The organism is Sodalis glossinidius str. 'morsitans', assembly GCF_000010085.1.
In the GTDB taxonomy this organism is placed as follows: domain Bacteria; phylum Pseudomonadota; class Gammaproteobacteria; order Enterobacterales; family Enterobacteriaceae; genus Sodalis; species Sodalis glossinidius.
Window position 1 is genome coordinate 2373982 of the sequence record NC_007712.1, and the last position, 17992, is coordinate 2391973.

The 17992-nt window shown below is 56.3% G+C and carries 17 protein-coding genes, 1 other RNA gene, 4 pseudogenes and 1 other annotated feature; of the genes and pseudogenes, 15 read left to right on the plus strand and 7 right to left on the minus strand.

Features of this window, described 5'->3' with window-relative positions:
- Window positions 1–165: 165 nt before the first annotated feature.
- From thrS to ihfA, 8 genes are all read left to right on the plus strand, one after another.
- Window positions 166–2094: a threonine--tRNA ligase gene (thrS, locus tag SGP1_RS12590; protein WP_011411239.1), complete on the plus strand. Its 1929-nt coding sequence runs from the start codon at window positions 166–168 to the stop codon at window positions 2092–2094.
- 3 nt (window positions 2095–2097) lie between these two features.
- Window positions 2098–2640 carry a translation initiation factor IF-3 gene (gene infC, locus SGP1_RS12595; RefSeq protein WP_071882016.1) on the plus strand — a complete coding sequence of 181 codons (543 nt, stop codon included), beginning with the start codon at window positions 2098–2100 and terminating at the stop codon, window positions 2638–2640.
- Window positions 2641–2712: 72 nt separating this feature from the next.
- Complete coding sequence (gene rpmI, locus SGP1_RS12600) at window positions 2713–2910, plus strand: 50S ribosomal protein L35 (RefSeq protein ID WP_011411240.1); 198 nt, start codon at window positions 2713–2715, stop codon at window positions 2908–2910.
- 44 nt (window positions 2911–2954) lie between these two features.
- The gene (gene rplT, locus SGP1_RS12605; RefSeq protein WP_011411241.1) at window positions 2955–3311 is read left to right on the plus strand and encodes a 50S ribosomal protein L20; all 357 of its coding nucleotides are present in this window, start codon (window positions 2955–2957) and stop codon (window positions 3309–3311) included.
- A 96-nt stretch (window positions 3312–3407) separates the two neighbouring features.
- Window positions 3408–3531: a sequence feature (Phe leader region), on the plus strand.
- Entirely contained in the window at window positions 3413–3478 is a 66-nt protein-coding gene (gene pheM / locus SGP1_RS29750; protein WP_158302476.1) for a pheST operon leader peptide PheM, read from the plus strand. Its footprint overlaps the feature before it by 66 nt.
- A gap of 95 nt (window positions 3532–3626) precedes the next feature.
- On the plus strand, window positions 3627–4610 hold the full coding sequence (gene pheS, locus SGP1_RS12610) for a phenylalanine--tRNA ligase subunit alpha (protein WP_011411242.1): 984 nt from the start codon (window positions 3627–3629) through the stop codon (window positions 4608–4610).
- 15 nt (window positions 4611–4625) lie between these two features.
- A complete protein-coding gene (gene pheT / locus SGP1_RS12615) occupies window positions 4626–7013 on the plus strand; it encodes a phenylalanine--tRNA ligase subunit beta (protein WP_011411243.1) in 2388 nt (795 codons plus the stop codon).
- A gap of 4 nt (window positions 7014–7017) precedes the next feature.
- Window positions 7018–7314, plus strand: coding sequence for an integration host factor subunit alpha (ihfA, locus tag SGP1_RS12620; RefSeq protein WP_011411244.1), 297 nt, complete (start codon window positions 7018–7020; stop codon window positions 7312–7314).
- Here ihfA and SGP1_RS24145 read toward each other — a convergent pair.
- A complete protein-coding gene (locus SGP1_RS24145; protein WP_050747626.1) occupies window positions 7300–7836 on the minus strand; it encodes a DUF2502 domain-containing protein in 537 nt (178 codons plus the stop codon). The genes ihfA and SGP1_RS24145 overlap by 15 nt on opposite strands.
- A 684-nt stretch (window positions 7837–8520) precedes the next feature.
- Here SGP1_RS24145 and SGP1_RS27480 point away from each other — a divergent pair.
- The 6 genes and pseudogenes from SGP1_RS27480 to SGP1_RS31190 form a co-directional block, all read left to right on the plus strand.
- Window positions 8521–8700 (plus strand): annotated as a pseudogene (locus tag SGP1_RS27480) (iron chelate uptake ABC transporter family permease subunit); the annotation flags it as partial.
- Window positions 8684–9017: pseudogene (btuE, locus tag SGP1_RS27485) on the plus strand (glutathione peroxidase); the annotation flags it as partial. The pseudogenes SGP1_RS27480 and btuE, both read left to right, overlap by 17 nt.
- Window positions 9014–9642, plus strand: a pseudogene (locus tag SGP1_RS12635) (ATP-binding cassette domain-containing protein). The pseudogenes btuE and SGP1_RS12635, both read left to right, overlap by 4 nt.
- A 14-nt stretch (window positions 9643–9656) precedes the next feature.
- Entirely contained in the window at window positions 9657–10124 is a 468-nt protein-coding gene (locus SGP1_RS12640) for a C40 family peptidase (RefSeq protein WP_011411245.1), read from the plus strand.
- Between the two features lie 22 nt (window positions 10125–10146).
- Window positions 10147–10332, plus strand: a pseudogene (locus SGP1_RS27490) (lipoyl protein ligase domain-containing protein); the annotation flags it as partial.
- A 5-nt stretch (window positions 10333–10337) separates the two neighbouring features.
- Window positions 10338–10628 carry a hypothetical protein gene (locus SGP1_RS31190; protein WP_162010780.1) on the plus strand — a complete coding sequence of 97 codons (291 nt, stop codon included), beginning with the start codon at window positions 10338–10340 and terminating at the stop codon, window positions 10626–10628.
- Here SGP1_RS31190 and SGP1_RS12650 read toward each other — a convergent pair.
- From SGP1_RS12650 to ppsR, 4 genes are all read right to left on the minus strand, one after another.
- Window positions 10598–10984: a hypothetical protein gene (locus SGP1_RS12650; RefSeq protein WP_041866969.1), complete on the minus strand. Its 387-nt coding sequence runs from the start codon at window positions 10982–10984 to the stop codon at window positions 10598–10600. The genes SGP1_RS31190 and SGP1_RS12650 overlap by 31 nt on opposite strands.
- The gene (locus tag SGP1_RS12655) at window positions 10984–11484 is read right to left on the minus strand and encodes a hypothetical protein (protein WP_011411246.1); all 501 of its coding nucleotides are present in this window, start codon (window positions 11482–11484) and stop codon (window positions 10984–10986) included. The genes SGP1_RS12650 and SGP1_RS12655 overlap by 1 nt, the downstream gene beginning before the upstream one ends.
- A gap of 341 nt (window positions 11485–11825) precedes the next feature.
- Window positions 11826–12872 (minus strand): 3-deoxy-7-phosphoheptulonate synthase, encoded by a 1047-nt coding sequence (locus tag SGP1_RS12660; protein ID WP_011411247.1) that lies wholly within the window; start codon window positions 12870–12872, stop codon window positions 11826–11828.
- A 105-nt stretch (window positions 12873–12977) separates the two neighbouring features.
- Window positions 12978–13799, minus strand: a complete 822-nt coding sequence (ppsR, locus tag SGP1_RS12665) for a posphoenolpyruvate synthetase regulatory kinase/phosphorylase PpsR (RefSeq protein ID WP_011411248.1) — start codon at window positions 13797–13799, stop codon at window positions 12978–12980.
- A 164-nt stretch (window positions 13800–13963) separates the two neighbouring features.
- Here ppsR and ppsA point away from each other — a divergent pair, with 164 nt between their 5' ends.
- Window positions 13964–16339, plus strand: coding sequence for a phosphoenolpyruvate synthase (gene ppsA, locus SGP1_RS12670; protein ID WP_011411249.1), 2376 nt, complete (start codon window positions 13964–13966; stop codon window positions 16337–16339).
- Window positions 16340–16447: 108 nt separating this feature from the next.
- Here ppsA and rprA read toward each other — a convergent pair.
- Together rprA and ydiK are read right to left on the minus strand one after the other, a co-directional pair.
- An RNA gene (rprA, locus tag SGP1_RS25665) (antisense sRNA RprA) lies at window positions 16448–16551 on the minus strand.
- 171 nt (window positions 16552–16722) lie between these two features.
- Entirely contained in the window at window positions 16723–17823 is a 1101-nt protein-coding gene (gene ydiK / locus SGP1_RS12675; RefSeq protein WP_011411250.1) for an AI-2E family transporter YdiK, read from the minus strand.
- Window positions 17824–17992 lie beyond the last annotated feature (169 nt).

Here is a 17992-nt window from a genome sequence, read left to right on the forward strand (position 1 = left end):
CCGTAAGCGGCCTGCCGTTTCTGCGGTGGGTGAGGAGTGAATCTGATTGCGTACCAAACTAGCGATTGTTGGTTAGTTGGCAGCGACATAAGAAGCTATGTACAAGAAAGATGAAACGTAAGTGATCTTGCGTATGGATCACCACTGCAATTTAAGGAAACCCGCATGCCCGTTATAACTCTCCCTGATGGCAGTCAGCGTCAGTTTGCCCATCCCGTCTCTCCCCTTGATGTTGCCCGCGATATCGGTCCTGGTCTGGCCAAAGCCTGCATTGCCGGCCGCGTTAACGGGAAATTGGTTGATGCCGTTGATGTCATTGAGCACGATGCCCAGATTGCCATCATTACCGCCAAAGATGAGGCGGGGCTGGAAATAATTCGCCATTCCTGCGCGCACTTGCTCGGACACGCCATCAAACAACTGTGGCCGCAAACGAAAATGGCTATCGGTCCAGTTATCGATAAAGGCTTCTATTATGATCTCGATCTCGATCATACCCTGACGCAGGACGATCTCGACCTGCTGGAAAAGCGGATGCACGAACTGGCTGAAAAAGACTACGACGTTATCAAAGAAAAAGTCAGCTGGCAGCAGGCCCGCGATGCGTTTGTGGCGCGGGGCGAGGATTATAAAGTCGCTATCCTCGACGAAAATATCCGTCGCGATGACCGCCCCGGGCTTTATCATCATGAAGAGTATGTCGACATGTGCCGCGGCCCGCACGTCCCCAACATGCGTTTCTGCCACCACTTTACCCTGCAAAAAACCTCCGGCGCTTACTGGCGCGGCGACAGCAAGAACAAAATGCTGCTGCGCATTTACGGTACCGCCTGGGGCGATAAAAAGCAGCTCAACACCTACCTGCAGCATCTGGAAGAAGCGGCGAAGCGCGATCATCGTAAAATCGGTAAGCAGCTTGATTTGTATCACATGCAGGAAGAAGCGCCGGGTATGGTGTTTTGGCACAACGACGGTTGGACCCTTTTCCGCGAACTGGAAACCTTTGTGCGTATGAAGCTCAAAGCTTATCAGTACCAGGAAGTGAAAGGGCCGTTCATGATGGACCGCGTCCTGTGGGAAAAGACTGGGCATTGGGACAATTACGCCGAGCACATGTTCACCACGTCGTCGGAAAACCGGGAATACTGTATTAAACCGATGAATTGTCCGGGCCACGTGCAGATTTTCAATCAAGGTTTGAAGTCCTACCGCGATCTGCCGCTGCGGATGGCCGAATTCGGCAGTTGCCACCGCAATGAGCCGTCGGGTTCGCTGCATGGACTCATGCGGGTGCGTGGCTTTACCCAGGACGATGCCCATATCTTTTGTACCGAAGACCAGGTGCGTGATGAAGTAAACAATTGCATCAAAATGGTGTATGATATGTACGGCACGTTTGGCTTCGAGAAAATCCTGGTCAAACTGTCAACCCGTCCGGAAAAGCGTATCGGCAGCAATGACGTCTGGGGCCGGGCGGAACAGGATCTGGCAGCCGCGCTGACGGAAAACGGTATTGCCTTTGAATACCAGCCGGGCGAGGGGGCTTTCTACGGTCCCAAAATTGAATTTACACTTCTTGATTGCCTGGATCGTGCCTGGCAATGTGGTACGGTGCAGCTCGACTTCTCGCTACCCGGTCGTTTAAATGCCTCTTATGTCGGGGAAAATAACGAACGGGTGGTACCGGTCATGATCCACCGTGCTATTCTGGGGTCAATGGAACGCTTCATTGGTATCCTGACGGAAGAGTATGCGGGTTTCTACCCAACCTGGCTGGTGCCGACACAGGTCGTCGTGATGAACATTACCGATAATCAGTCGGAATATGTCGCAAAACTGACGGAAAAACTGTCAGCGGCAGGGATTCGGGTGAAAGCAGACTTGAGAAATGAAAAAATAGGCTTTAAAATCCGAGAACATACTTTGCGTCGGGTGCCTTACATGCTGGTCTGCGGAGATAAAGAAGTGGAAGCATGCAAGGTCGCAGTGCGTACACGCCGCGGTAAAGACTTGGGCAGTATCGACGTTAACGAGATTATAACCAAGCTGCAGCACGAAATCCGCAGCCGTAATCTTCATCAACTGGAGGAATAAAGGATTAAAGGCGGAAAACGAGTTCAACCGGCGCGTCCCAATCGTATTAACCGAGAAATCCGCGCCGCAGAGGTTCGTCTGACGGGTATCGACGGCGAGCAGATTGGTATTGTCAGCCTGAATGAAGCGCTTGAAAAAGCTGAGGAAGCGGGCGTTGATTTAGTCGAAATCAGCCCTAATGCCGAACCGCCGGTTTGCCGAATCATGGATTACGGCAAGTTCCTCTATGAGAAAAGCAAATCCACTAAAGAACAGAAGAAAAAGCAGAAAGTTATTCAGGTTAAGGAAATCAAATTCCGGCCTGGTACCGATGAAGGCGACTATCAGGTAAAACTACGCAACCTGGTTCGTTTTCTGGAAGACGGCGATAAAGCCAAAATCACCCTGCGGTTCCGCGGACGTGAAATGGCGCACCAGCAGATCGGCATCGAAGTGCTTAATCGCGTTCGTGACGATCTGAGTGAACTGGCGGTAGTGGAATCTTTCCCCTCCAAAATTGAAGGCCGCCAGATGATCATGGTGCTCGCACCCAAGAAGAAACAGTAAGGCCTGACAAGTAAGGCGTCGCCTTCGCCTCACTGATTCATATTATTAACAATGCGGAGTAGAGATAAACTCATGCCAAAAATCAAGACAGTACGCGGTGCCGCAAAGCGCTTCAAGAAAACGGCTTCGGGCGGTTTCAAGCGTAAGCATGCTAACCTGCGTCATATTCTGACCAAAAAATCCACTAAGCGTAAGCGTCACCTGCGCCCGAAATCCATGGTTTCCAAAGGGGATCTGGGTTTAGTCGTTCGTTGTCTGCCCTACGCGTAAGCGTCATTTTTAATCGGTTTGAATAAGACTTTAGGAGAGAGCATATGGCTCGCGTAAAACGTGGTGTGGTAGCACGTGCACGTCACAAAAAAATCTTGAAACAAGCGAAAGGTTACTACGGTGCCCGTTCGCGCGTTTACCGTGTTGCCTTCCAGGCGGTTATCAAAGCAGGTCAGTACGCTTACCGTGACCGTCGTCAGAAGAAACGTCAGTTCCGTCAACTGTGGATCGCGCGTATCAACGCCGCGGCCCGCCAGAACGGTATTTCTTACAGCCGGTTCATCAATGGTCTGAAAAAGGCTTCCATTGAGATCGACCGTAAAATCCTGGCGGATATCGCTGTATTCGACAAAGTGGCTTTCGCCGCTCTGGCCGATAAAGCGAAAGGCGACCTGGTGTAAGCCGGTTAAAGAAGAGGGAGCCGGTCTTCCTCTTTTTTTCGTATCAACGTCGGGCAGGATTTTGAGTTGTCAAAACACAGCGTCAACAAGGTAATGCAAGCATGAATGCTACTATTTTCCGTTTCTTTTTTTACTTTAGCACCTGTATCCCGGGGGCTTGCGCGTAAGTCAAGAAACGAAAAATAGCGCTAAAGCCTCCCGGAGTGGAGGCTTTTTTATTGCTGATAAGCGGGGTGCTCTGCCCGTTTTGTACGGTCAACGGGCCTCTCGCTCATTTACGGTTAAGTCATCTACGGCAGGAAGAAGAGGAAAGCAATGCCACATCTTGCAGATTTGGTTGTGCAGGCCAAAGCAGATATCGAACGGTCCCAGGATATAGAGGCGTTGGAGTTGGTCCGCGTCGAATACTTAGGCAAAAAAGGGCATTTTACCCAGCAAATGACTGCGCTGCGGGATCTGGCGCCGGACGCGCGGCCTGCGGCGGGTGCGGTAATTAATCAGGCCAAACAGGACGTGCAGCAGGCGCTGGCCGAGCGCAAAGCGACGCTGGAGGGCGCGGCGCTGGAGGCGTGGCTTGCTGCTGAAACGCTGGATGTCTCGCTGCCGGGGCGCCGCATGGAAAACGGCGGTCTGCATCCGGTATCCCGTACCATAGCGCGTATTGAACATTTCTTCGGCGAATTGGGCTTTTCGGTGGCCACAGGGCCGGAAATCGAAGATAATTACCATAATTTCGACGCCCTGAATATCCCCGCCCATCACCCTGCACGTGCCGATCACGATACCTTCTGGTTTGACGCCACCCGGCTTTTGCGTACACAGACCTCCGGCGTACAGATCCGTACCATGAAGGCGCAGCCGCCGCCGATTCGCATTATTGCACCGGGGCGGGTGTACCGCAACGATTATGATCAGACCCATACGCCGATGTTCCATCAGATGGAGGGGCTGATTATCGATACCGATATCAGTTTCACCAACCTGAAGGGCACGCTGCATGATTTTCTGCGCAACTTTTTTGAAGAAGACCTGCAGGTCCGTTTCCGCCCGTCTTATTTTCCGTTTACCGAACCCTCCGCCGAAGTGGACGTGATGGGGAAAAACGGCCGTTGGCTGGAAGTGCTGGGTTGCGGCATGGTGCATCCGAATGTCCTGCGCAATGTCGGCATCGATCCGGAAATTTACTCCGGCTTCGCTTTCGGCATGGGCATGGAGCGGTTGACGATGCTTCGTTACGGTGTCATGGATTTGCGCGCATTCTTTGAAAACGATCTGCGTTTTCTTAAACAATTTAAATAAGGGCGGGATTAACACATGAAATTCAGTGAACTTTGGCTGCGTGAATGGGTGAATCCGGCCATCGACAGCGAGGCGCTGGTGGATCAGATTACCATGTCCGGCCTGGAAGTGGACGGCGTGGAACCGGTCGCCGGCCGGTTTACCGGCGTGGTGGTCGGTCGGGTGGTGGAGTGCCGTCAGCACTCCAACGCCGACAAATTGCGCGTTACCAAGGTGGATGTCGGCGGTGAGCGGCTGCTGGATATCGTCTGCGGCGCCCCCAATTGCCGTGCCGGCCTGCGGGTGGCGGTGGCCATGCTCGGTGCTGTGCTACCGGGCGACTTCAAAATCAAAGTCGCCAAATTGCGCGGCGAGCCGTCGGAAGGCATGCTGTGCTCGTTCTCCGAATTAGGCATTACCGGCGACCATGACGGCATCATCGAACTGCCCGCCGAGGCGCCTATCGGCCAGGATATCCGCGATTATTTGCAGCTCGACGATAACACCATCGATATCAGCGTGACGCCGAACCGCGCTGATTGTCTGGGGTTACTGGGGATTGCCCGCGATGTAGCGGTGCGCAATCGCCTGCCGCTGCACATGCCGGCCATCGAGACGGTGACGCCGGAAATTAGCGACACGCTGCCTATCCGCGTCGATGCGGTCGAGGCCTGCCCGCGGTATTTGGGCCGGGTGGTGAAAAATATCAATGTCAGCGCCGCGACGCCGCTATGGATGAAGGAGAAACTGCGCCGCTGTGGACTGCGCTCGGTGGACGCCGTGGTGGATATTACCAACTATGTGCTGCTGGAGCTGGGGCAGCCGATGCATGCTTTCGATCGCGCGCGCATCGAAGGGGGTATCGTGGTGCGTCATGCCAGGCAGGATGAGACGCTGACCCTGCTCGACGGCAGCGACGTGACGCTTTCGCTCGATACGCTGGTGATTGCCGATCATGGCCAGGCGCTGGCAATGGCGGGGATTTTCGGCGGCGGTGCGTACTGTATCAGCCCGACCACCCGTGACGTGGTGCTGGAGTGCGCCTTTTTCAATCCGTTGGCCATCACCGGCCGCGCCCGCCGCTACGGGCTGCACACCGATGCATCGCACCGCTATGAACGCGGCGTGGATCCGGCGCTGCAGCCGCGCGCCATGGAGCGGGCGACCGCGCTCCTGGTAGCCATCTGCGGCGGCCAGCCGGGCCCGGTTATCGATGTGACCTCCGCATCCGCTCAGCCGCAGCCGGCCACCATCACTCTGCGCCGCAAAACCCTGGATCGTTTGATTGGCCATGTTATCCCGGACGAGGACGTGAGCGATATTCTGACCCGTCTGGGTTGCCAGGTCAGCCGTACAGCGGAGGGCTGGCAGGCCGTGGCTCCGAGCTGGCGTTTTGATATGGCTATCGAAGAAGATTTGATAGAAGAGGTCGCTCGGGTGTACGGCTATGACGCGATTCCCAATGTGCCGGTGCGTGCCAACCTGGTGATGCCGCACCACCGTGAAGCGGCGCTGCCGCTGGCACGGGTCAAAACGTTGCTGGTGGACCGCGGCTATCAAGAAGCGATCACCTATAGTTTTGTCGACCCCAAAACCCAGGTGCTGCTGCATCCTCAACAGGCGCCGCTGGTGCTGCCCAGCCCGATTTCTCAAGATATGTCCGCCATGCGTTTGTCACTCTGGACCGGTCTTCTTGGCGCCGTGGTCTATAATCAGAATCGACAGCAGCAGCGAGTCCGTCTGTTTGAGAGCGGCTTGCGCTTTGTTCCTGATAACGCAGCCGACCTGGGAATTCGTCAGGATCTTATGCTGGCCGGGGTCATTGCCGGTCCGCGATCCGATGAACATTGGGATCAGCTGCGCCAGCCGGTAGATTTTTACGATGCTAAAGGCGATCTTGAGGCAATACTTGAGCTTACCGGCAAATTAGACGATATTGAGTTCAGAGCACAACGGCATCCCGCGCTGCATCCGGGGCAGAGCGCCGCAATTTATCTTAACAATGAAGCCATTGGATTCATTGGCGTTATTCATCCCGAGCTTGAAGCGAAACTGAATTTAAATGGCTGTACGCTGGTGTTTGAACTACTCTGGGAGAAAGTTGCCGAGCGTAAAGTGCCTGAAGCGAATGACATTTCCCGCTTCCCCGCTAACCGCCGAGACATCGCCGTGGTGGTGGCTGATGACGTCGCCGTAGCAGATATTATCGCGGAGTGTAAGAAAGTTGGCGCAAATCAGTTAGTTGGCGTAAACTTGTTTGACGTGTACCGGGGCAGAGGCGTAGCGGAAGGTTTTAAGAGTCTGGCTATCAGCCTAATCTTACAGGATACCGCTCGTACACTGGAAGAAGAGGAGATTGCCGCGACCGTTGCGAAATGCGTGGCGGCACTAAAGCAGCGATTCCAAGCATCCTTGAGGGATTGAACTTATGGCGCTTACTAAAGCTGAAATGTCAGAATACCTGTTTGAAAAGCTCGGGCTGAGCAAACGGGATGCCAAAGAAATTGTGGAACTGTTTTTTGAAGAAGTGCGCCGGGCGTTGGAAAATGGCGAGCAGGTAAAATTATCAGGCTTCGGTAATTTTGATTTGCGCGACAAAAATCAGCGGCCAGGACGCAATCCAAAAACGGGCGAAGATATTCCCATTACCGCCCGCCGGGTGGTGACGTTCCGCCCGGGACAGAAGCTGAAAAGCCGTGTCGAGAATGCCTCACCGAAAGAGTGAAGCAGACGCAAGAAGGGCGCGGGTGCTGCTCCTTTCGCTACCTCGCTTTGGCGTGTAGCGTGGTCCGGGTAATAAGCATAAAAACCCCAGACGGCGCGGCCCGGGTCGGAAAGCTGGTATTGCAGTCTTAATGCGGCGGCGGTTTGCGCGGGCCACGACCCCCGCCATGGTCGTAGTGGTCAGGTTTGCCATGATACTCGTGGCCATGCTGTCCGCTGTGATGAGGCGCGCCGGCCGGTGGGAATAATGAATGGGCGGTGGTGCATAATAGTGCCGCGGCTGCAGGGTCGCGACCCAGTGCCAGCCATTCCAGTAGAAGCCCTGACGGTTGAGCGTCCCCCAATAGCGACCGCGATGATCGTGCCACCAATACGGCGAATGCCAGTCAAAGCCGTCCCAATAATAGCCGCGGCGGTCCCAGTCGCCGACGTGCAACACCATACCGGGGGTGACTATTTCCACGGCAACCCCCTCCAGCGCGCTCCCCTCGCCGGCAGTAACAGCGCCAGCATTAACAGCCATATTTTTCGATTCATATGAGGACCTTTCAGGACGACATTGAGGCGGTTATAACAATGGCGTGGGGCGCTCACTATCAGACAGTATCTGATTTGCACGGCGCTTACCGTTTCCTTACCCGATCCTGACATTGTTTGCTAACCGTTGCCCGCCCTGCGAGGATTGCCGCTGCCCTAGGGCCACACCATCGTCGTTTGGGTAATTCCGCTGGCACGCATAGAATAAGTTTGTCGCGCCGATCCCGGCGCCGCTGGGGGACCTTTCAATAGCGAGGGGGAAAGGGGTTTAGCAGTGGGCTTTGCGCTTACTGGCTCACGAGACATGACCGCCTATGGCGGCTGGCGCCGCTATATTGACGAGGGCGAACGGATGGAATAAGCCCGGCGGCCATCGACAAGGCGATGACAAGCTGAATCCGGCCGGTCAGCCAGAATGAAATCAAAGTCCCGGCATAAAGCCAGTACTCTGTCAGCATGCCATCCGGGTTTTTTATGTCTGCTACCCGGACCGTGCCCCTGGGCGCTTAGGGTGCTATCACTTTCAATAAGATAACGTTAGGATAGGTGCATAATGGGCCGGTTTCATGCTGCGCCGGGGTAATTATCAGGGCAGGGAGTGATGGCATAATGACCTCCTCAGGCGATCCGGGCTACGCCCGTTTGCTGAAAAGGCAACAGCGGTTAGACCGGCTTTATCGGTCTGGTGGTGCCCCACATCCTCAGACTGTGGGGCCTGAGCGATCATCGCGCGTTATTGCCCGGTTGCGGGCTGGCCGGCGGCGGTATTCTGCTGCTGGCGGATGTGGTGGCGCGCGTGAGTCTCCGGGCCGCAGAATTGCCGGTAGGTTGTCGGTCAAGAGCTGGGTAGTGATGAGGACATCCTGGCCTTTTGCCGCGGGACCTTCGGGGTGCAATTTCCCATGTTCAGTAAAATTCACGTTAACGGCGAGCGCCGCCACCTCTCGCGGCCTGTCCTGAGACCACGCCGTCGCCACAGGGGACATTGTTATGCGCGGTTAGCCGCAAAAGGATTAACGCCGACCCATGAAGGACGATGTGTTGTGGAACTTTGAGAAGTTTCTCGTCGGCCGCGACGGGGGCGTGCTGGCCCGATTTGCACCTGACGTGACGCCGGAGGACGCGCTTTTGCAGGAAGCGCTACAACGGCGGGCGCTGGCGCAATAGACAATGGCGTTGGCGGCCCCCTGTCCCGCGCCGTCGACGCCGGCCGGCGTATCCATATCATCGGTCCCAATGGTGCGGGGAAAAGTACTCTGCTTGCTTGTCTGGCCGGTCTGCAGCCTTTTCACGGCGAGGTGCAAATGCTGGACAAACCGCTCGCTGCCTGGACGCCGGGCGCGCTGGCCCAACGGCGTGGTTATCTGCCGCGGCGCGGGCGGTAGCGTCAATCGCCGGGCAACTGGTGCGGCCGTTAAACGCGCTTTCCGGCGGCGAGTGGCAGCGGGTACGATTGGCAGCGGTCATGCTGCAGGTCTGGCCGACGCTCAATACCGACGCCCGCCTGCTGTTGCTGGATGAACCTGCGGCCAGCCTGGATATTGCGCAACAGGTCGCGCTGGATCAACTGATTGCCCTATTGACTACGGCGGGGCTGAGCGTACTGATGTGCGCGCATGATCTTAATCATACCCTGGCGCACGCTGACGAGGTCTGGCTGATGGTGCAGGGTGAACTGGTGGCGGCAGGCGCCGCCGCCGAGGTGATGACGCCCAAACAGTTGGCAAACGTGTTCGGCGTCGCGTTCAGCCTGGTGTCGGCCGGCGACCGCCGCTGGCTGGTGGCGCGTTAGAGAGTGAAACAACAATGAAAAGGATCGCTGTTCTACTGTTGGGGTTGGCGCTGTTGTTGACCGGCTGTAGCCACCATGCGCCGCGGCCGGATAGGCGTTTGTCCGATTCGATCATGGTCATCGCCAAGCTTAACGACCAGTTGAACCAATGGTACGGCACACCTTATCGTTACGGTGGCCTGAGCCCGAGCGGGCTTGACTGCTCCGGTTTCGTCTACCTCACCTTCCGCGACAGTTTCGCTATTATGCTGCCGCGCACGACCGAGGCGCAGACCGATATCGGCAGCCGGGTGGATCGCGATGAGCTGCTGCCTGGCGATCTGGTGTTTTTCAAAACCGGCAGCGGCCGCTATGGCCTGCATGTCGGTATTTATGATACCGACAACACTTTTATTCACGCCTCAACCAGCCGCGGGGTGATCCGCTCGTCCTTGGAAAATAGCTATTGGCGTAAAGCCTATTGGCAGGCGCGGCGTATTTGACGGTGCTGTGCCGGGAGAAAACATGTCTTCATTGCGATTACTGTTATCGGATTCCCACGATCCCTGGTTTAATCTGGCGGTGGAAGAGTGCATTTTCCGTCAGATGCCGGCCAGTCAGCGGGTACTGTTTTTCTGGCGTAACGTACACACCGTGGTGATCGGTCGCGCGCAAAACCCCTGGAAAGAGTGCAATACCCGACGTATGGAACGCGGATGCTGGCGGTCAACCAGCGCATTGTGTTGCGTAACTACCTGGCTCAACAGGCGATTACAGAGGCGGAAAAAGGGGAAGTAGGCGAACTGGCGCGGCTGCATCAGGCCCCGAGTGATCCCTACCGCGCCGCCACCCGACTGGGGACGTCATCTGGCCATCTACTGCTCCAGTTGACCGCGCCTTATTATCACTCCCGCTTCGCCTCAAGGGCTTCACGCTGCCGTCCCTCTCACGACGTCCTGCTGGCGGCGCCCGCCGTTCACTTCAGCCGACGATGTTTTTCGCTATAGTGGCGAATAACCATCCAGGCATCACCGCCGGCCGCGCCGGTCAAATCCATAATTCCGAAACGCGATTCGTAGCGGGAACCGTTTAGCCCCGGCAGCAGCGGCAGGCAAAACAGGTCCTGACGGCGTTGCTCCGTTTGCCATTGCACAAAAACCGCCGTATGACGGGTATCGCCCACCAACGTAACTATCAGCCGCAGGAAATGATGCTTCAATAAGCCCAATGTGGCCAGACTCACTCGATGGGCAATAGCCGACGCTGCGGATTGTTGCGCCGGGGCATAGGCGACGAGGGTGTTATCGGCAGTGCGAGTAAGGGTGAATAGTGGCTCGCGGAGGCCGTCGCTGTTTTTATACATCACGGTAAAGAAAGTGACGTCACCGCGGAAGGAAAGCGCACAATCCAGCCGATAGGTAGAATGAGTTTGTGGCGGGTAATTTTTTTCGCCGACAGCATCGCGTGGGATCCCCCGCCGTCATTACTGGCATACAGGCATAGTAGATTGACTCTTTCCCGGGCGCTGGCGATTTGGGTATACATCAGCAAACGACGCTGCTTAAGCGGATACAGGCAGTGGTTGATACAATCCTCGGACGGATAGCTTTGCTGGACAATATCAACCCGAAAATGGTGTAAATCGCTGCCCGGGATGCCGCTGATGCCGAGTGTAACGGTCTTAAGATGTTTGCCGGTAGCGGGCGGGATGATACCGTGGCAGACCATGGGCGGAAGCACCATCGGTAGCGTCTGCACTGCCGTCAGCCGTTGCGCCAGCGTCGTGGATGAAGGCGGTAACGGCGCTAGAAGGGGAACTGTCAGCGCGTTCAGCGAAGCGCCATAGGAAAGGCTGGTTTGCATGGATAAACCTCGCGGAGTAGAAGCGAAAACGTTTGCCCGGGTGCGCCGGTGGTAAAGCCTGCTGATGGGACGACATAAAGTCTACGCGTGTTTACCCCTTAATAAAAAGGGGTTATCCGTGCTGAAATGAGGGCGTGATGGTCGCCTGCACACCGGCGCGCGCGGACGGACAACCGGGTCAGCGTGCCACCATCTGGTCAGGCGTTTGTGCCATAAAACGATGTTGTGGTACAGCGATTGGGTAAACCAGAGGCCAGACATGAAACGGCGGACGCCGCCGCGGCAACAATGAGGCCACGGCCCGGCAGGCTATATCCTACCCGGCCGGGCCGCATAGCCGACTAGAAGCGGCAATCCACTGCGTCGTTCAGCAGCGCTAGCAGACGCTCGCTGTCTTCCCAGCCAAGACAGGCATCGGTAATGGATTGACCGTAGGTCAACGGCTTGTCGGCGCGCAGGGTCTGATTACCCGCCACCAGATTACTTTCAACCATTACCCCCACCACCTGCCGGCTGCCGTCACGTAATTGTTGGCCAACAGAATGCGCGATGTCCCATTGACGGCGATACTGCTTCTGGCTGTTGCCGTGGCTGAAATCCACCAGCAAATGCGCCGGCAGCCCGAAAGATGCCAACTGCGCACTGGCATCGGCGATCGCCGGCGGCTGATAATTAGGCACTTTGCCGCCGCGCATAATAATATGCCCATACGGATTGCCGCCGGTCTGATATATCGTCATCTGACCTTGTTTGTCCGGGGACAGAAAGAGATGGGACGCGCGGGCGGCGCGAATGGCGTCGATGGCGATTTGGATATTGCCGTCCGTGCCGTTCTTGAAGCCGACCGGGCAGGACAGCGCGGAGGCCATCTCGCGATGGATCTGGCTTTCGGTAGTGCGCGCGCCGATAGCGCCCCAGCTAATCAGATCTGCAATATATTGGCCGGTGACCATATCCAGGAATTCCGTTGCGGTCGGTAGGCCTAATTCGTTGACCGCCAGCAAGAGCCGCCGGGCGATCTCCAAACCGTCATTCACGCGAAAACTGCCGTCCAGCCCCGGATCGGCAATCAACCCTTTCCAACCCACCACGGTGCGCGGCTTTTCAAAATAGGTACGCATGACGATTTCCAGTCGGTCTTGGTACTTGACGCGCAGCGGATTAAGCCGGCGCGCATAATCCAGCGCCGCATCGGTATCGTGGATGGAGCAGGGGCCGATTATCACCAGCAAACGGGGATCATCGCCGTGTAAAATACGTTCAATACGCTGGCGCACTCGCAATACATTCTCGGCCATCGCCGCGCTTAGCGGCAAGGCGGCGGCCAGCGAGGCGGGAGCAACTAATCGGTCGATGCGCCGTGTGCGCAATTCATCTGTCTTTTGCATGCTTATCTCTAAAATGGTGGACTCACCGCGGTGGAGTTACCGGGAAGCGATGCTGCTCACGATACCCCAACCGGCGCTGAATTCAACCTTGCCCGGCAAAATTTGCTAATACATGCGCCGGCTCATCCCCAACACATCCATAATTTTCGCCGCGATTTCCTCAACGGAGTGATTGGTGGAGTTGAGATAGCGGATATTATTATTGCGAAATAGAGATTCCACTTCATTAATTTCCATCCGACACTGGCGCAGCGAGGCGTAGCGGCTGTCGCTCAGGCGCTCGTCGCGGATAGCAGCCAGGCGCTCGGGGTCGATGGTCAGACCGAAAAGTTTGGGCTGGTGGGCTTTCAGGGCCGCGGGCAGCGAAAGATTATCCATATCGTCAGCGATAAAAGGGTAATTGGCGGCGCGGATACCGTATTGCATCGCTAAATACAAACTAGTGGGGGTCTTACCGCAGCGCGACACGCCGAGCAAAATAATTTGCGCCTGATCCAAATTGCGCAGCGAAATACCATCGTCGTGGGCGAGGGTATAATCAATGGCGGTGATACGCGCATCGTACTTGCTTAAATTAGTGGCGGTCAGACCGTGGGTCCGGTGCGCCACCGGATCTGGCGCGATGCCTAATTCCTGCTGGAGCGGCCCCACCAAAGCTTGTACCACATCCTGACAAAAGCCGGCGCTCTCCTCGATAATGTGCCGGACCGCTGGGGTGACAATCGAATAAAATACCAGAGGTCGGACGCCGCTTTGTTGGTAGAGAGCATTAATCTGCTCGCGTACCGCGCGCGCGCGGGTTTCACTCTCGACGAATGGCAGAGTGTACAGGGCGGTCGTTAGAGGGAATTGCGACAAAACCGAGTGCCCCACTACCTCGGCGGTGATGGCGGTACCATCAGAAATAAAAAATACGCTTCTTTCCATAGACGACTCCCTTGCTGGAATACGGCTTGGTCTTAATTTGGTCGCTGACACGATTCATATTGGGCGAGCGCATGGAGGATTATGCTAACCTCAAAGTAGGCTTTTTGCCTGTCGTCACTATAGCGACACGATATCCGTGCACATATTTTAAAAGGATGACCCAGATGCCGCAAAATGACAATGTTGCCGAAAATGTACTGTGGTATAACCAGCTTGGTATGCATGATGTGGACCGGGTAGGCGGGAAAAACGCTTCGCTAGGTGAGATGATTACCCATTTGTCCGCCGTGGGCGTGTCGGTGCCCAATGGTTTTGCTACTACTGCCCAGGCATTCAACGAATTTCTCAATCAAAGCAGGATCAATCAACGGATTTACCAACTTCTGGACCAGACCGATATTGATGACGTCGCCGCCCTCAGTAAGGCCGGCAGCCAGATCCGCCAATGGATTATCGATACCCCATTCCAGCCCGGCCTGGAAGCCGACATTACCGCCTGCTACCAACAATTGTCCGCCGATGATGCCGACGCCTCTTTTGCCGTACGTTCATCGGCCACCGCGGAGGATATGCCCGACGCGTCCTTTGCCGGTCAGCAGGAAACTTTCCTCAATGTGCAGGGCATTGATGCGGTAATGACCGCCATCAAGCATGTTTATGCCTCGCTGTTCAACGACCGGGCCATTTCCTATCGTGTGCATCAAGGCTACGACCACCGCGGCGTGGCCCTCTCAGCGGGCGTGCAGCGCATGGTCCGCGCCGACGAGGCCGCCTCCGGCGTCATGTTCACGATTGATACTGAATCGGGCTTTGACCAGGTGGTCTTCATCACGGCCGCCTACGGGCTTGGCGAAATGGTAGTGCAAGGCGCGGTCAACCCCGATGAGTTTTATGTTCACAAACCGACGTTGGCCAGCGGTCGACCTGCAGTAGTGCGGCGCAATATCGGATCCAAGAAAATCCGCATGGTCTATGCCGACAGCGCTGCCCACGGCGAGCAGGTGCGCACCGAGCCGGTGCCCGAGGCGCTGCGCCAGCGCTTTGCCCTGACGGATGAGGAAGTGCAGGATCTGGCGTGTCAGGCGGTACTGATTGAACAACATTACCAGCGGCCGATGGACATCGAATGGGCCAAGGACGGGCACACCGGTGAGCTTTACATCGTGCAGGCGCGGCCGGAAACGGTGCGCTCCCGCGGGCAGGTGATGGAGCGCTACCGGCTCACCCACCGCAGCGAGGTCATCATAGAAGGCCGCGCCATCGGCCATCGCATCGGCGCCGGGCCGGTGAAAATCATTCACGATATCAGCGAAATGCACCGTGTTGAGGCCGGGGATGTGCTGGTGACCGACATGACCGACCCCGATTGGGAACCGATTATGAAAAAGGTCGCCGCCATTGTCACCAACCGTGGCGGGCGAACCTGCCATGCGGCGATTATCGCCCGTGAACTGGGGATCCCCGCCGTGGTCGGCTGCGGCGATGCCACCGAACGCATCGGCGACGGGCAATCGGTTACCGTGTCCTGCGCCGAAGGGGATACCGGCTACATTTATCAGGAAATACTGCCTTTCGAGGTCGCCCGTTCGGACATTGACGAAATGCCCGCATTGCCGTTGAAAATCATGATGAACGTCGGCAATCCCGATCGTGCCTTCGATTTTGCCTGTCTGCCCAATGACGGCGTGGGGCTGGCGCGGCTGGAGTTCATTATCAACCGTATGATAGGCGTGCATCCGCGTGCGCTGCTGGAATTCGATCAGCAGACGCCGGCCCTGCAGCGCGAAATCACCGATATGATCCACGGTTACGACAGCCCGAAAGAGTATTATATCGCCCGTCTGACTGAAGGGATTGCCACTCTGGGCGCGGCGTTTTCGCCGAAACGCGTCATTGTGCGTCTGTCCGACTTCAAGTCTAACGAATACGCCAACTTGGTGGGTGGCGAGCGCTACGAGCCGGACGAGGAGAACCCGATGCTGGGCTTCCGTGGGGCCGGACGCTATGTTTCCGACAGTTTCCGCGACTGTTTTGCGCTGGAGTGCGAGGCTGTTAAGCGGGTGCGTAACGACATGGGGCTGACCAACGTGGAAATTATGGTCCCGTTTGTGCGCACCGTGGCGCAGGCGCAGGTGGTGGTCGAGGAGCTGGCGCGGCAAGGTCTGAAACGGGGCGAAAACGGCCTGAAGGTGATCATGATGTGCGAGATCCCCTCCAACGCGCTGTTGGCCGAACAATTTCTCGCCCACTTTGACGGTTTTTCCATCGGCTCGAACGATATGACCCAATTGGCCTTGGGGCTGGATCGGGATTCGGGCCTGGTGTCGGCGCTGTTCGATGAGCGGGATGAGGCGGTCCGCTCGCTGTTGTCCATGGCTATCTGCGCGGCGAAAAAACAGGGTAAATATGTCGGCATCTGCGGACAGGGGCCGTCCGATCACGAAGACTTCGCCGCCTGGCTTATGGAAGAGGGCATCGATAGTCTGTCACTCAACCCGGATACCGTCGTGAGCACCTGGCTAAGCCTGGCAAAAAATTAGCCTACGCGCCACTCGTGGCAATTTAGCGCTTTAAAAGAGAACGGAACGAAATAATGGACACCGGTATATTAATACCGGCGTTGTTATTTTATTTGTCACAAATTAGCCATAAAAAAAAGCCCATCTTAAAGATGGGCAAAGACTACACACAGCAATTCTGTCATGCCGGGTAGCATTAAAATCATTACTAAATCATAGAGCTAATAACACGCATAGTAGGGATAAACCTGCGGTACGTCACTCAGATTCATCCTATATAAGCCGCTCGCTGGGGCCAGTGTCGGCTAAAGTAAAATAACGGCAAAATGACTTAGCGATTTAAGAGAATAGGTGCTGCGACGGGGGGAAATAATTGTCCCGACGAGCGCCGGGACCTAAGGGGATTAATGTAATTCTTTAAGCTGTTTTTCCGGATTATCGATTTTTCCCGGCGGTGGCGCTTCCTGCATCCAGGCGAATACCAACCGCCAGGAGACCGCCAGCACTACTGGTCCGATAAAGAGGCCTATCATTCCGAAAGCCAGTAAACCGCCCAATACGCCGCACAACACCAGAAGCATCGGTAAATCGGCCCCCATATGGATGAATATCGGCCGCAGAATGTTATCCAGGGTCGCCACGACACAGCTCCATACTAGTAATATCGTTCCCCAGGTGGTATCGCCGCTCCAATAAAGCCAGATCATAGCCGGGATCAGCACCGGCAAGGGGCCTAATTGGGCGATACACAACACGAACATGGTTACGGTCAGGACGGTCGCCAGTGGAATGCCGGTAATCGCCAGACCGACGCCGCCCAGCACGGACTGGACAATAGCGGTCAGCACCACGCCCATCGCGACCGCCCGGATGGCCTGCGCCGCCAGCAGAACCGATGCGTCGCCACGTTCTGCGCCCAGGCGTATGGCGAAATGCCGCACCGCCATCCCTACGCGTTCGCCGCGCAAATACAGCAAGACGCTGAACAAAATCATCAACCCGCAGTGCAGCAGCAGGCTGCCCAGGTTGGCCACCTGGCCCAACAGCCAGCTGGCGGCCTTGCCGATATAGGGCTGGATTTTGCTCATTAACGGCGCGCTACCGCCGGAAATCAGTGATTGCCAGGCGCTGTAGAGTTTGCGGCCCACCATCGGTATATCCTGCAGCCAGGCAAGGGCGGGCAAGGTCAGCCGATCCGGCTGTGTAGCCCAGGCAACCAGCGGGGCGCTATTATCGACAATACTGCTCACCAGGATCGATACCGGCAGCACAAACAGCAGCAACAGCAGTAACGTCATGACCACCACCGCCAGCGAACGCCGTCCCCAGAGCAAATGCTGCACCTTTATCAGCAGCGGCCAGGTCGCTATCACCACCATTGATGCCCATGAAAAGCCGAGAATAAAGGGCTGTACTACCCAAAAGCAGCTAAGGGTCATCAGCGCGATAAACGTCACGCTGAATAACATTCTGGGCAAATCGTGAAGCTGGCGCGGGAAATCCATGAAACACCTTTCTCCTCAAACAAACGACGGGTTGCCCGCGACCTGACGATGGCCGATGTGGGCGAGTAGCATAATGATGGGGTATATCGTCATTTTTTGACAGGGGCGAATGAAAACTTTCGTTTAGTTATTCACGCAGGCCGCCCGCGGGCGCGCGATTTTTTTGGGC